At 75.2% G+C, this 13,403-nt stretch carries 15 protein-coding genes and 1 pseudogene; 13 read left to right on the top strand and 3 right to left on the bottom strand.

Annotated features, from left to right (window positions below; translation table 11 throughout):
• Positions 1–5 precede the first annotated feature (5 nt).
• The 3 genes from SNR22_RS14385 to SNR22_RS14375 all read left to right on the top strand — a co-directional run bounded on the left by SNR22_RS14385 (position 6) and on the right by SNR22_RS14375 (position 3,821).
• Positions 6–962 carry a hypothetical protein gene (locus SNR22_RS14385; protein WP_320067052.1) on the top strand — a complete coding sequence of 319 codons (957 nt, stop codon included), beginning with the start codon at positions 6–8 and terminating at the stop codon, positions 960–962.
• 97 nt (positions 963–1,059) lie between these two features.
• Positions 1,060–2,766 carry an AAA family ATPase gene (locus SNR22_RS14380; protein ID WP_413775633.1) on the top strand — a complete coding sequence of 569 codons (1,707 nt, stop codon included), beginning with the start codon at positions 1,060–1,062 and terminating at the stop codon, positions 2,764–2,766.
• A gap of 59 nt (positions 2,767–2,825) precedes the next feature.
• Positions 2,826–3,821 carry a DUF2567 domain-containing protein gene (locus tag SNR22_RS14375; RefSeq protein ID WP_320067050.1) on the top strand — a complete coding sequence of 332 codons (996 nt, stop codon included), beginning with the start codon at positions 2,826–2,828 and terminating at the stop codon, positions 3,819–3,821.
• On the opposite strand, the gene SNR22_RS14370 is transcribed toward SNR22_RS14375, so the two are convergent.
• Positions 3,736–4,437: an LON peptidase substrate-binding domain-containing protein gene (locus SNR22_RS14370; protein WP_320067049.1), complete on the bottom strand. Its 702-nt coding sequence runs from the start codon at positions 4,435–4,437 to the stop codon at positions 3,736–3,738. The two genes, SNR22_RS14375 and SNR22_RS14370, sit on opposite strands and share 86 nt — an antisense overlap.
• Positions 4,438–4,542: 105 nt before the next feature.
• Here SNR22_RS14370 and hisD point away from each other — a divergent pair, with 105 nt between their 5' ends.
• The 10 genes from hisD (at position 4,543) to hisF (ending at position 12,014) form a co-directional block, all read left to right on the top strand.
• Positions 4,543–5,865, top strand: a complete 1,323-nt coding sequence (gene hisD, locus SNR22_RS14365) for a histidinol dehydrogenase (RefSeq protein WP_320067048.1) — start codon at positions 4,543–4,545, stop codon at positions 5,863–5,865.
• Complete coding sequence (locus SNR22_RS14360) at positions 5,862–6,935, top strand: histidinol-phosphate transaminase (RefSeq protein WP_320067047.1); 1,074 nt, start codon at positions 5,862–5,864, stop codon at positions 6,933–6,935. The genes hisD and SNR22_RS14360 overlap by 4 nt, the downstream gene beginning before the upstream one ends.
• Before the next feature lie 44 nt (positions 6,936–6,979).
• Positions 6,980–7,591 carry an imidazoleglycerol-phosphate dehydratase HisB gene (gene hisB, locus SNR22_RS14355; protein WP_320067046.1) on the top strand — a complete coding sequence of 204 codons (612 nt, stop codon included), beginning with the start codon at positions 6,980–6,982 and terminating at the stop codon, positions 7,589–7,591.
• Between the two features lie 19 nt (positions 7,592–7,610).
• Positions 7,611–7,790, top strand: coding sequence for a hypothetical protein (locus SNR22_RS14350; protein WP_320067045.1), 180 nt, complete (start codon positions 7,611–7,613; stop codon positions 7,788–7,790).
• Positions 7,790–8,413, top strand: a complete 624-nt coding sequence (gene hisH / locus SNR22_RS14345; RefSeq protein ID WP_320067044.1) for an imidazole glycerol phosphate synthase subunit HisH — start codon at positions 7,790–7,792, stop codon at positions 8,411–8,413. The genes SNR22_RS14350 and hisH overlap by 1 nt, the downstream gene beginning before the upstream one ends.
• Before the next feature lie 80 nt (positions 8,414–8,493).
• Entirely contained in the window at positions 8,494–8,817 is a 324-nt protein-coding gene (locus SNR22_RS14340; RefSeq protein WP_320067043.1) for a hypothetical protein, read from the top strand.
• 31 nt (positions 8,818–8,848) lie between these two features.
• Positions 8,849–9,574 carry a bifunctional 1-(5-phosphoribosyl)-5-((5-phosphoribosylamino)methylideneamino)imidazole-4-carboxamide isomerase/phosphoribosylanthranilate isomerase PriA gene (gene priA / locus SNR22_RS14335; protein WP_320067042.1) on the top strand — a complete coding sequence of 242 codons (726 nt, stop codon included), beginning with the start codon at positions 8,849–8,851 and terminating at the stop codon, positions 9,572–9,574.
• Complete coding sequence (locus SNR22_RS14330) at positions 9,571–9,960, top strand: RidA family protein (RefSeq protein WP_320067041.1); 390 nt, start codon at positions 9,571–9,573, stop codon at positions 9,958–9,960. The genes priA and SNR22_RS14330 overlap by 4 nt, the downstream gene beginning before the upstream one ends.
• A 154-nt stretch (positions 9,961–10,114) precedes the next feature.
• Positions 10,115–11,113, top strand: coding sequence for an NADP-dependent oxidoreductase (locus tag SNR22_RS14325; RefSeq protein ID WP_320067040.1), 999 nt, complete (start codon positions 10,115–10,117; stop codon positions 11,111–11,113).
• Positions 11,114–11,246: 133 nt separating this feature from the next.
• The gene (hisF, locus tag SNR22_RS14320; protein WP_320067039.1) at positions 11,247–12,014 is read left to right on the top strand and encodes an imidazole glycerol phosphate synthase subunit HisF; all 768 of its coding nucleotides are present in this window, start codon (positions 11,247–11,249) and stop codon (positions 12,012–12,014) included.
• Positions 12,015–12,060: 46 nt separating this feature from the next.
• Here the strand turns inward: hisF and SNR22_RS14315 are convergent, their stop codons facing one another.
• Both SNR22_RS14315 and SNR22_RS14310 read right to left on the bottom strand, forming a co-directional pair.
• Positions 12,061–12,522, bottom strand: a complete 462-nt coding sequence (locus SNR22_RS14315) for a hypothetical protein (RefSeq protein WP_320067038.1) — start codon at positions 12,520–12,522, stop codon at positions 12,061–12,063.
• A 203-nt stretch (positions 12,523–12,725) separates the two neighbouring features.
• Positions 12,726–13,382: pseudogene (locus SNR22_RS14310) on the bottom strand (YczE/YyaS/YitT family protein); the annotation flags it as partial.
• Between the last annotated feature and the right edge of the window lie 21 nt (positions 13,383–13,403).

Below are 13,403 nucleotides of genomic sequence, written 5' to 3'. Positions count from 1 at the left end.
CGTCGGTGCGCGCTGCCGAACCGCCGCAGTCCGACCGACCGTCGCCGGGCCCCGGCGACGGGGCCGCCCGGGTGCGCCGGCGTCGGCCCCGATGGCTCAGCTCGGCCGCGCTGCTGTCGGTGGCGGCCGTGCTGCTCGCCGCCGGTTGGGTGAGCCGTCAGGACCGGCCGGCGGGGGACCGCACGGTGGGCGAGGTCACCCGGGTCGGGATCGCCGCCGGCGACCCGATTCCCGGCTACCTGCGCGCCGCCGGGGCCGAGTTGGCCGCCCTGCCGGCCGCCGACACATACGCGCTGGTGTCGTTCTCGACGTATGTGGCACCCGGCGGGCTGCCCGCGCTGCTGGACGGCGTGTCCGTCGCGGAGGTGGTGGCCCGGGTGCCGCTGCCCGGCCGACAGACCGAGATCGTCCGGCTGCCGGCCCAGTGGCTGCCGCAGGACGTGACCGCCGGGATGGCCGGGGTCGCCGCCCGCAAGGACCGCGAGGCCGCCGACCAGCGGGCCCGGGCCGCTGGCGCCGCCGATCCCGAGCTGCGCCGGGGGTACGCAACCGGGGCGCAGGTCGCCGCGGGGGAGGCGGTGGCGTACCGGACGGGGTGCGCCTGCGCGTATGCGGCGGTGGTGCGGGGTGCCCCGGAGCCGCTGCGGGCGCTGGCCGGCCGGCCCCGGGTACGGGCGGTCGACCCGGCCCCCGAGCTGCGCCGGCTGGACCGCACGGTGGTCACCCCGCCGCTACCCGAGCAGCGCGACGTGGCCCGACCGCCGGCCGATACCGGGCCGGTGCCGGGAATGGGCGAAACGTCGGAAGCGGCGCCGGCCAAGATGGGCGAAACGTCGGAAGCGGCACCGATGATGGCCGTGACCTCACCGATTGTGGACCCGGCTGCGCCGACAGCGGCCGTACCTGGCGCGGCGACCTCGCCGGACGCGGGTGGCGGCGGGCCGGAGGCGGTCCCCCGGTGACAAAGACGGACCAGGATGTGCGCGGACCGGTGTGGTCCGAATAGGGTTTCGTTCGTAGCCTGTCAGGCGGAGATCGATGGCGCTGGGGAGGGCGAGCTTGGACGGCACGGAGACCGGCTGGGGTCGGCCGGCCGAGCCAGCACCGCGATGGCGGGCGCTGCTCGACCGGGCCAGGCTCGGCGGTCGCACCGCGGAGCAGGCCGAGGCCGACCGTCGGGCGGAGGAGGCACCCCAGGGCGCCCCGGAGCCGCTACCCCGGCGCGTGTCGGGCAACGGCTACGCGGGGCGAGCGTCGGCGATCGGGCCCGGCCCCGAGGTGTCCTACGGCGCGGAGTCCGGCTACCCGGCCGAGTCGCCCCCGGGCGGCTACCGGGCGGGGGCGAGCTACCGGGTGGACCCGGCCTACCGCGTCGACCCGGTGTACCCGGTGGAGCCGGTGTATCAGCCCGAGCCGGTGTACCCGGTGGAGCCGGTGTATCAGCCCGAGCCGGTGTATCCGGTGGACCCGGTGTACCCGGTGGAGCCGGTGTACCAGCCCGAGCCGGTGTACCCGGTGGAGCCGGTGTACCAGGGCGGGGCGTCCTATCCGGCGGAGCCGGGGTGGCGGGCCGAGCCGGGCCGCGCTGAGCTGGAGCCGGTGCGCCGCGCCGACCTCGCCCCGCCCGTCCAGTCCCGGTACGCCCTGCTGGACGGTGGCTACCGGCCCGAGTCACCGGTCGAGTCGCGGTACGCCCTGCTGGACAACGGTGGGTACCGACCCGAGCCGACGTACCAGCCCTCGCCGGAGCCCGCCCACCCGCCGGAGCCCGCCTATCAGCCGCCGGTGGAGCCCGCGTATCAGCCGCCGCCGGAGCCGGCCTACCAGCCGCCGCCGGAGCCTGCGTATCCGCCACCGCCGGTGGAGCCGGTGTACCAGCCGCCGCCGACCGGGCCGCCGGCGGTGGTCGACCGGGGCTACCCGGCCCGCCTCGAGTGGCGCCCGCAGGGTACGGAGAGCGAGTTGGAGCGGGCCGCCGGCGTGCTCCGCCGCGAGTTGGGCGGCCCCCGGGTGCTCGCCTTCGCCAACCCCAAGGGCGGGGTGCACAAGACCACCGCGACCGTGCTGGCCGCCGCCACCGTCGGCAGCGTACGGGGCCGGGGCGTGCTCGCCTGGGACGACAACGAGCTACGCGGCACCCTCGGGTTGCGCGCCGGCAGCGCCCGGCACGCCCGGACCATCCGGCACCTGATCAGCGACCTCGCCCAGATCGAGATCCGGGAGGGCGCCGAGCTGCTGGCGAGCCTGGACGACTACCTGCGGCACGCCTCCGACGGCTCGTACGACGTGCTGGCCGGGGAGGAGAGCCCTCGGTTCGCCCAGCGGCTCGACCAGTTCACCGTCAAGCGGGTGCTGGAGCTGCTGCGGCGCACCCACGACGTGGTCTGCGTCGACACCGGCAACAACGTGGAGAGTCCCAACTGGCGGACGGTGATGCAGGCCGCCGACCAACTGGTGGTCACCACCGTGCCCCGGGAGGACGCCGCGTTCAGCGCGGACTGGATGCTCGACCTGCTGCACGAGGTGGGCATGGGTGAGCTGGCCGACAACGCGGTCACCCTGATCTCCTGCCCGACCCCCGGCCGGTCCCCGCTCCAGGACGACCTGGAGCGGCACTTCGCCACCCGTACCCGGGCGGTGGCCGTGGTGCCGTACGACCCGGCACTGGAGACCGGCTCCTCGATCGAGTACCAGCAGCTTCAGCCCGAGACCCGCCAGGCCTGGCTGCGCGCGGCGTCGACCATGCTCGACCCCTTCGGCCCCTGAAGGCCTCCTCCGGCGGCACCGACGCCCCGGGCGCGGCCCGGGCCTGAGAGGATCACGGGGTGAGCCCGGACGCCTCCGATCCCGAACCCCCCGTGCCCCCGGCCGATCCGCCGGGCCGACCCGATCCCGGGACGCACCGCCGGCCGGCGGCAGGCCCGGAGGCCCCTGGTGGGTCGGCCGGCCTGCCGGTGCCCGCGGGCACCCCCGCCCCCGCCCCCGCGCCAGGCGGGGACCCGTTCGCCGTCCCCGCCCCCGACGGGGACCCGTTCGCCGTCCCCGGCGCGTCGCCGGCGTATCTCACCGGGCCGGTCCCGCACCTCGGGGCCGCCGGCCGACCCGCGCGTCGGCCGGGCCGGTCGATCGCGGTGGCGCTCGGCGCGGCAGCGGTGCTGGCCGCGCTGGGCGTTCCGCTGGGGCTGCTCTGGGCGGTCGTCGCGCCGGACACCCCGGTGATCAAGACCCCGGAAGGGGCCGTCTACGCCCAACCGCAGCCGGAGCAGCCGATCGCCGCAGACGGCTGGTTCAGCCTGCTCGGGCTCGGCTTCGGCGTGCTCGCCGCGCTGGCCCTCTGGGTGCTGCTGCGTCGGCGGCGGGGCCCGGTCGGGCTCCTCGCCGGCGTGCTCGGCGGGCTGGGGGCCGCGCCGGTGGCCTGGCAGGTCGGCCGCCAAGTCGGCCTGTCGACGTACGAGCGCCTGTTGGCCGGCGCCCCGGATGGACAGGCGTTCACCAAGCCCGCCGATCTGCGGGCCGGGGGCGTCCACTGGGTTCTCGAGGTGCTTCCCGTGCCGTACGGCAACCTGCTGTTGCCGGCGTTCGCCGCGGCCGTGACGTACACCCTGCTGGCCGGCTGGTCCCGCTGGCCGTCGCTGCGCCCGGAGCCGGACCCGGAGCCGGACCTGGCCTGGGCCCACGACGCTCCGTTCGACGACGCTCCGTTCGACGACGCCCGGCCCGCGGGCGGGCCGGGAATCAGTTCGGGGCCGGCGGGCTCGCCAGCTCCGACAGCGGCACCGGAACCGCCCGCACCTGGCGCAGCAGAACCGCCTCGCGGTTGAGCAGCCGCAGCTCGGCGCCGAGCCGGGCGGCGGTGTCGTCGATGGCGAGCAGCCGCTGCCGGTCGTCCACGGTCAGCATGGCCGTCGCGGCGACCAGGTGGGACAGGACGGTGGGGTCCTCCGGGAGCTGCTCGGAGATCTCCTCCGGGGCGGGGCGGATCAGCCCGAGGTACTGCCGGAACACCGAGATCACCCGGGTCGCCAGCAGTTCGGCGGCCTCGTCCGGGCCGCCGGGCTCCGGCAGCCACTCCACCTCGGCGGTCAGGTAAGGCGCGGCCCGCTCGTCGACCTCGGTGATGCGGAACCGTCGCCGCCCCACCGTGACGATGTCGAACCCGCCGTCGGTCAGCTCGCTCACCTGGCGCAGCTCGGCAGTGCAGCCCACCTCGTGCAGGGTGACGTCGCCGACGCCGGGGACGGGCCGCTCCGTCGACCTGGGTGCTACCTCCCAGCCGGCCCTGATCGCCACCACCCCGAACTCGCGGGGCGCGCCCTCGGGCAGGCCCACCAGGTGGCGTACCAGGGCCCGGTAGCGCTCCTCGAAGATGTGCAGCGGCAGCACCAGGCCGGGGAAGAGCACCGTCCCGAGGGGGAAAATCGGCAACCGTGCAGTCACGGGGTCGAGCCTAGCCCGCCCGCGCCGCCCCGGCGTGGCCCGCCTCACGTCCCGGCGTGCGGGCGGCGCGGGCCCGAGTCCCGTTGTCCGCCTAGACTCGCAGGCGTGCTGAATCGGATCGACCTGCGCGGCGGCGACCGTGACCCCCGCCGCCTGCTGCCCCGTGCCCAGCTCGACGTCTCCGTGGCCGTCGAGAGGATCCGTCCCCTCGTGGAGGCGGTCCGGGAGCATGGGTACCCGGCGATCCGGGAGGCCAGCGAGCGGTTCGACGGCGTTTCCCCCGAGCGGCTCCGGGTCCCGGTCGAGGCGATCGCCGAGGCCGAGGGGACGCTCGACCCGCGGGTCCGGGCCGCGCTGCTGGAGTCGATCACCCGCACCCGGAAGGTGCACGCCGACCAGCGGCGCACCGACCACACCACCCAGGTGGTGCCCGGCGGCACGGTCACCGAGCGTTGGGTGCCGGTCGACCGGGTGGGCCTCTACGTCCCCGGCGGCCTCGCGATGTACCCGTCGACCGTGGTGATGAACGTGGTCCCCGCCCAGGCGGCCGGGGTCCGTTCGCTGGTCGTGGCCAGCCCGCCGCAGCAGAACAACGGTGGCCTGCCCGACGCCCGGGTCCTCGCGGCCTGCGCGCTGCTCGGCGTCGACGAGGTGTACGCCGTCGGCGGCGCCCAGGCGGTGGCGATGCTGGCGTACGGCTCGACGGTCGACCCGGCCGGCGACGAGCGATGCGACCCGGTCGACATGATCACCGGCCCCGGCAACATCTGGGTCACCGCCGCGAAGCGGCTGCTGCGCGGGGTCGTCGGCATCGACGCCGAGGCCGGTCCCACCGAGATCGCCATCCTCGCCGACGACACCGCCGACCCGGTGCACGTCGCCGCCGACCTGGTCAGCCAGGCCGAGCACGACCCCCTCGCTGCCAGCGTCCTGGTCACCCCGTCGGTCGCGCTGGTCGAGGCGGTCGAGCGGGAGCTGGCCCGGCAGGTGCCGGCGACCAGGCACGCCGAGCGGGTCACCACGGCGCTCACCGGCGAGCAGAGCGGCGTGGTACTCGTCGACGACCTGGCGGCCGGGCTGCGGGTGGTCGACGCGTACGCCGCCGAGCACCTGGAGATCCAGACCGAGAACGCCCGCGAGTGGGCGCTGCGGGTGCGCAACGCCGGGGCGATCTTCGTGGGCGCCTGGTCGCCGGTGTCGCTCGGCGACTACTGCGCCGGCTCCAACCACGTGCTGCCCACCGGCGGCTGCGCCCGGCACTCCTCGGGGCTGTCGGTGCAGTCGTTCCTGCGCGGCGTCCACCTGGTGGAGTACACCGAGCAGGCGCTGCGTGAGGTGGCCCCGCACGTGGTCACCCTGGCCGAGGTGGAGGACCTGCCCGCCCACGGCCAGGCGGTGAGCGTGCGCTTCCCGGGGGTGACCCCGTGAGCGACCTGCCGATCCGCGACGAGCTACGTGGGCTGTCGGCGTACGGTGCGCCGCAGCTCGACGTGCCGGTGCGGCTGAACACCAACGAGAACTCCTACCCGGTGCCCGAGCCGGTGGTGGACGCGATCGGCAGGGCCCTCGCGGTCCAGCTGCGCGACCTCAACCGCTACCCGGACCGGGACGCCGTGGCGCTGCGCGCCGACCTGGCGGCCTACCTCGGCCATGGGCTCACGGTCGAGATGGTGTGGGCGGCCAACGGCTCCAACGAGATCCAGCAGCAGCTCCTGCAGACCTTCGGCGGCCCGGGGCGCACCGCGCTCGGCTTCGCCCCGGCGTACTCGATGCACCCGCTGCTGGCGCTGGGCACCGGCACCGGCTGGGTGCCGGCCCGGCGCGGGGTGGACTTCGGGTTGACCACCGACGAGGCGGTGGCCCAGGTCCGCGAGCACCGCCCCGACGTGGTCTTCCTCTGCTCGCCGAACAACCCGACCGGCACGGCGCTCGACCCGGCGGTGGTCGCCGCGGTGCTCGACGAGGCCCCGGGCATGGTGGTGGTCGACGAGGCGTACGCGGAGTTCGCCCGCCCGGGAACGGCCAGCGCCCTGGCGCTGCTGCCCGGCCACCCCCGGCTCGTGGTGACCCGGACGATGAGCAAGGCGTTCGGCTTCGCCGGCGGCCGGCTCGGCTACCTGGCGGCGGACCCGGCGGTGGTGGCGGCGGTGCAGCTCGTCCGGCTGCCGTACCACCTCTCGTCGCTGACCCAGGCCGCCGCCCGTGCGGCGCTGGCCCACCGCGACGCCCTGCTCGGCACGGTCGCAGCGATCATGGCGCAGCGGGACCGGATCGTCGCCGAGCTGCGGGACCGGGGCCACCGGGTGGCCGACAGCGACGCCAACTTCGTGCTGTTCTCCGTCGGCGACGACCAGGCGGCGGCCTGGCGCGTCCTGCTCGACGCCGGCGTGCTGGTCCGCGACGTCGGCCTGCCCGGCTGGCTGCGGGTCACCGCCGGCACCCCCGCCGAGACCGACGCCTTCCTGACCGCGATGGAGACAGTGCGGGTGGGAGCGTGACGAGTGAGCTTGCGAGCCCCGCAGCCGCGACCGAAAGGCAAGCAATGAGCCGGACCGCCCGGGTGGAGCGGATCACCAAGGAGACCAGGGTCCTCGTCGAGCTCGACCTCGACGGCACCGGAGCGGCCGAGATCGGGACCGGGGTCGGTTTCTACGACCACATGCTCCACCAGATCGCCCGGCACGGCGGCTTCGACCTGACCGTGCGCACCGTCGGCGACCTGGAGATCGACGCCCACCACACGATGGAGGACACGGCGCTCGCCCTGGGCACCGCGTTCGACCGGGCGCTGGGGGACAAGGCCGGCATCCGGCGGTACGGCTCGGCGACCGTGCCGATGGACGAGGTCCTCGTCCGGGCTGCCGTCGACCTCTCCGGCCGGCCGTACGTGGTGCACGACGAGCCGGTGCTCGCCCCGTACATCGGGCCGGTCTACCCGACCAGCATGACCCGGCACATCTGGGAGTCCTTCGGCCAGGCGGCCCGGATCACCCTGCACGTGGACGTGCTGCGGGCGGCCCGTCCCGGTGGCCACCCGGACGCCCACCACGTGGTGGAGGCCCAGTTCAAGGCGGTCTCCCGCGCCCTGCGGGAAGCCACCGCCATCGACCCCCGAGCCGCGGGCGCGATTCCCAGCACCAAGGGCGCGCTGTGATGCCGGGCGCGCGGAAGGGATGCTCCTGATGAGCTCGGTGCTGCCGACGCTGCTGTTGATCCTCGCCGGGGTGCTGGTGGGCGGGGCCTGGTCGCTGTACCGCCAGGGTGCGTCGCGGGGCGCGGTGGTGATCACCGCGGTGCTCGCGGTGCTGGCCACCGCCGGCGGGGTGCTCTGGCTGTTGCCCGGGGAGGGGTGATGGCGAAGCGGATCGTGGTGCTCGACTACGGCTCGGGCAACCTGCGCTCGGCCGAGCGGGCCCTGGAGCGGGCCGGCGCGGACGTCACGGTGACCGACGACCTGAACGCCGCCGTCGAGGCCGAGGGCCTGGTCGTCCCGGGCGTGGGCGCGTTCGCCGCCTGCATGGCCGGGATCGAGGCGCTCGGCGCCGGCCCGGTTATCGCCGAGCGGGTCGCCGCCGGCCGTCCGGTGCTGGGCATCTGCGTCGGCATGCAGGTGCTCTTCGCGCACGGCGACGAGCACGGGGTGGTGACCAAGGGGCTCGGGCTGCTGCCCGGCGGGGTGACGAGGCTGCCCGCGGCCCGACTGCCGCACATGGGCTGGAACACCGTGCACGCCCCGGCGTCTTCGACGCTCTTCGCCGGCCTGCCGGCCGACAGCCGGTTCTATTTCGTCCACTCCTACGGGGTGACCGACCCGGGGGCGCTGGCCGCGGCGGGGGCGACGGTGACCACGGCGCACCACGAGTCGGACTTCGTGGCGGCGGTGGAGTGGGGCGCGCTCTCGGCCGCCCAGTTCCACCCGGAGAAGTCGGCCGACACCGGCGCGGCGCTGCTGCGCAACTGGCTGGCCGCGCTGTGACCGTCGGTGGCTGAGCGGGACGGGCGGCCGGGCCGCCTCGCCGGGGTGCCGGCGGTGGCGCCGCCGGCGCGGGGCACGCGGTGAGTAAGGATCGGGCCCGTCGCCGGGAGGCCCGCGAGGCCCAGCTGGCGCGGGAACGGGCGGTGCGCCGCCGCCGGGTGGCCCGCCGGGAGCGCCGTCGCGCGGTGCTGCGCCGGCTGACGCTGCGCCGGCCGCGTCGCAGCTCGGGCGGGCTGACCCGGCGCAGTCGGGGCGAGCGCGCCGCGATCGTCGGGCTGACCGGGGTGGCGGTGCTCGCCATCTGGAGTTTCGTCGACGACCTGGCGCTGCGGTTGGTGCTGGTCGTGTTGTTGCTGCTGGTCCTGCCGGCGGCCGTGGTGATCGCCCTGGGCCGCCGGTCCTGATGCGCTGTCAATCGATACGAGGAGAAGAGCGTTGAGCCTCACCCTGTTGCCCGCCGTGGACGTCGCCGACGGTCAGGCCGTCCGGCTCGTGCAGGGCGCTGCCGGCAGCGAGACCGCGTACGGCGACCCGCTGGAGGCGGCGCTGGCCTGGCAGCGCGACGGCGCGGAGTGGATCCACCTGGTGGACCTCGACGCCGCGTTCGGTCGGGGCTCCAACGCCGCCCTGCTGGCCGACGTCGTCGGCCGGCTCGACGTGTTGGTGGAGCTCTCCGGCGGCATCCGGGACGACGCGTCGCTGCGGGCCGCCCTGGGCACCGGCGCGGCCCGGGTCAACATCGGCACCGCCGCGCTGGAGGATCCCGAGTGGTGCGACCGGGTCTGCGGCGAGTACGGCGACCGGGTGGCCATCGGGCTGGACGTGCGTGGTCGTACCCTCTCCGCCCGGGGCTGGACCCGTGACGGCGGCGACCTGTACGAGGTGCTGGAGCGGCTCGACGCCGCCGGGGCGTCCCGGTACGTGGTGACCGACATCACCAAGGACGGCACGATGCGCGGGCCGAACCTGGACCTGCTGCGCGAGGTCTGCTCCCGCACCGACGCCCCGGTGATCGCCTCCGGCGGTGTCTCGACCCTGGACGACCTGCGGGCGCTGGCCACCCTGGAGCCGGTCGGCGTGGAGGGCGTGATCGCCGGCAAGGCGCTCTACGCGGGCGCGTTCACCGTGCGGCAGGCCCTCGACGCGCTGGCCGCCGCGTGACGGTCACCCGGCTCGGCTCGGGCGGCCCCTGGGAGCAGTTGTACGGCTACTCCCGGGTGGTCCGGGCCGGCGACCGGGCCGTCACGGCCGGCTGCACCGCCACGGTCGACGGGAGGGTCGTGCACGTCGGGGATGCCGCCGCGCAGACCGCCCAGGCGTTGCGGATCGCCCTGGACGCCCTCGCCGAGGTGGGCGCGGAGCGCGGGGACGTGGTGCGCACCCGGATGTACGTGACCGACCGCGCGTACGCCGACGAGGTGGGCCGGGCCCACAACGCGGTGTTCGGTGCGGTCCGCCCGGCCGCGACGCTGGTCGTGGTGGCCGCGCTCCTGGACCCGGACCACCTGGTCGAGGTGGAGCTGGAGGCGTACGTCGGCGACCTCTGACCACTCGTCCCGCCCAGTCAGGGGCGGCGCCTGACCGGCGACGGCCGGGCGCTGCGCGAGCCACGTCGAGGTCACCCGCACCGTCCGCGAGACCCTGGCTGCCTGACTGCCCGCGCCGCACAGTCGGCGACCCCGCGATCGAAAGGGCGACACCGTGACCGCCAACCGCGAGATCCACCTGGCCTCCCGCCCGCAGGGCTGGCCCACCGCCGAGAACTTCCGCCTCGTCTCCACCGAGGTGCCCACCCCCGGCCCGGGCCAGCTCGTGGTCCGCAACCAGTTCATGTCCGTCGACCCGTACATGCGGGGACGGATGAACGACGTGAAGTCGTACGTGCCGCCGTTCGCGCTGGACGCCCCGCTGGACGGCGCCGCGATCGGCGAGGTGGTGGCCGGGGAGGCCGCCGGGATCGCCCCGGGCGACACCGTCCTGCACGGCCTCGGCTGGCGGGAGTACGCCCTGGTCGACGCCCGGGGCGCGCAGAAGGTCGACTCGTCCCTGGCCCCGGTGAGCGCCTATCTCGGCGTCCTCGGGATGCCCGGGCTGACCGCGTACGCGGGGCTGCTCGACGTGGCCGCACTCAGGCCAGGCGAGCGCGTCTTCGTCTCCGCCGCCGCCGGGGCGGTGGGCAGCCTGGTCGGTCAGATCGCCAAGCTCAGGGGCGCCGACCACGTGGTCGGCAGCGCCGGATCGGCGGCCAAGGTCGAGCGGCTCAGGGCGCTCGGCTTCGACGCCGCGTTCGACTACCACGACGGCCCGGTGCGCGACTCGCTGAGGGCCGCGGCCCCGGACGGCATCGACGTCTACTTCGACAACGTCGGCGGCGATCACCTGGAGGCCGCGATCGCCTCGATGCGGCTGCACGGCCGGGCCGCCATCTGCGGCATGATCGCCCAGTACAACGACACGGAGCCGCCGGCAGCCCCGCGCAACCTGGCGCTGGTCATCGGCAAGCGGCTCACCCTGCGCGGCTTCCTGGTCAGCGACCACGGCCACCTGCGCGAGCAGTTCCTCCAGGAGGTCGCCGGCTGGCTGCGCGAGGGCAAACTGTCGTACGACGAGACGGTCGTCGACGGCATCGACCGCGCCCCGGAGGCCTTCCTCGGCCTGCTCCGCGGCGAGAACGTCGGCAAGATGCTCGTCCGTGTGTAAGGAAGGGCGGTTAACGCCTCCGGTAGCGAAGGGCACCCTTCTCACCCGCCCCGTGGGCGTGGGGAACACGTGCCGGTGGCCGGCCCGTATGGGCCGGTCATCGGCACGGGCGGGAAAGGATAGGCTTCCCGGCATGACGGTGGCGGTACGGGTCATCCCGTGTCTGGACGTGGATGCCGGGCGGGTGGTCAAGGGGGTCAACTTCCTCGACCTGCGCGACGCCGGAGACCCGGTGGAGCTGGCGGCGGCGTACGACCGGGCGGGCGCCGACGAGCTGACCTTCCTCGACGTGACAGCCTCCTCCAGCGACCGGGGCACCATGCTCGACGTGGTGCGCCGCACCGCCGAGTCGGTCTTCATCCCGCTGACCGTGGGCGGCGGGGTCCGGCAGGTCGCCGACGTTGACACCCTGCTGCGCGCCGGCGCCGACAAGGTCGGGGTGAACACCGCCGCCATCGCCCGGCCCGAGCTGATCGCGGAGATCGCCGACCGGTTCGGCCGGCAGGTGCTGGTGCTCTCCCTCGACGTGCGGCGCGCGCCGGCGGGCACCACTGCGAGCGGCTTCGAGGTGACCACCCACGGCGGACGCCGGGGCACCGGCACCGACGCCGTCGAGTGGGCCCGGCGCGGCGCCGAGCTGGGCGCGGGGGAGATCCTGCTCAACTCGATGGACGCCGACGGCACGAAGGCCGGCTTCGACCTGGAACTCATCGGCGCGGTCCGGCGGGTCGTCGACGTGCCGGTGGTGGCCAGCGGCGGCGCGGGCGAGGTCGCCCACTTCCCGCCGGCGATCGCCGCCGGGGCGGACGCGGTGCTCGCAGCCAGCGTCTTCCACTTCGGCGAGCTGAGCGTCGGCGAGGTCAAGGACGCCCTGCGCGGCTCGGGTCACCCGGTCCGCTGATCCCGCGCCGGTCGGGCGGGCCGCCGCGGGGCTAGGTGTCCGGCGGTCAGCCGCGACCGGGGTGGCCCTCCGGGGACCGGCGCGGGGCCGGGATCGAGCCGACCAGATATTCCTGCACGGCGGCGGCGTGGTCCTCCTCCGCCAGCGTCCAGTCGGCGCTGCCGGGGGTGTGTCGGCGGCTGAGCACGCCCTGCACCGTGTCCACGGCGGTGGCCAGGCCGGCACTGGGCCGGGTGCGCCACAGCCTTTCCCCGTCGGGGGTGAGCCGGAACCAGCCGTCCGAGACGCTGACCAGACCGGCGCCGACGAGCCGCCGGACCGCTGTCTCCACCGCCTGCCGCCCGGGAATGGCGTGGTTGAGGTGGTCGGCGGTGGAGAGCATGTCAGCGAGCCGGACGCCCTCCGGCCGCCGGGTCGACGCCGCCCGGCGGTGCCGTCCCGCGCCGTTGGCGATCACCAGCGAGACAAAGATCCAGGCGTCGGTCCAGTGCCATCCGTTCTCCCCCATGCAGGAATGATGACGTGCGTCGCCTACGGAGGAAACACCCAGTTTTTCGCCGGCGGCGTCGCCGCAGCTCAGCGCGGCTGTCCAATGTCCACAGTCGGCGGTTCGTTCCGATACGTGGACGGCCGGGCACCGCTCACCGCCGGGCCGGCCGGCCCGGCGGTCGGTGCGGGCGGCCCTGCGGTGGGTGCCGTGGCGGCCCCGGACCCGGGTGCGGGCGGCCCGGTGGGGGCGGTGGGCGCGGGATCGAGGGGTGGCAGGTCGACGCTGGCGATGGGGATGAACAGTTGGGTCAGCGGCCCGATGGCCAGGGCGTACGCCAGCGTGCCGAGGCCGACGGTGCCGCCGAGCAGCCAGCCCAGGGCCAGCACGATGATCTCGATGACGGTGCGTACGGCTCGAACGGACCGCCCGGGGTGGCGGGCCACGTATCCGGTCATCAGGCCGTCGCGGGGGCCGGGGCCGAGCCTCGCGCCGAGGTAGAAGGCGGTGGCGGCGCCGTTGGCGACGATACCGACGAGCAGCAGCACCACCCGCACAGGCAACGGGATGTCGCCGGGCATCAGGGCGCCGGTGGCGTCCACCACCAGGCCGATCACCAGCACGTTGCTCACCGTGCCCAGGCCGGGGCGCTGCCGCAGCGGGAACCACAGCAGCAGGACCAGCGCGCCGACGGCGATGGTGACCGCGCCGAACGACAGCCCGGTCCGCCGGGCCACACCCTGGTGGAACACGTCCCACGGGTCGAGGCCGAGCCCGGAGTGGATCATGAACGCCATGCTGACGCCGTAGAGGAGTAACCCGGCGTAGAGCTGGGTCAGCCGTCGGGCTGGCCGGTGCCGGAGATTGCCAATCGCTGTCATGCGTGCCACTCTAGGATCCAA

This window comes from Micromonospora sp. RTGN7 (genome assembly GCF_033804645.1).
Lineage (GTDB): Bacteria > Actinomycetota > Actinomycetes > Mycobacteriales > Micromonosporaceae > Micromonospora.
The sequence above is the reverse complement of the archived record's forward strand: the minus strand, read 5'-3'. Positions and strand labels throughout refer to the sequence as shown.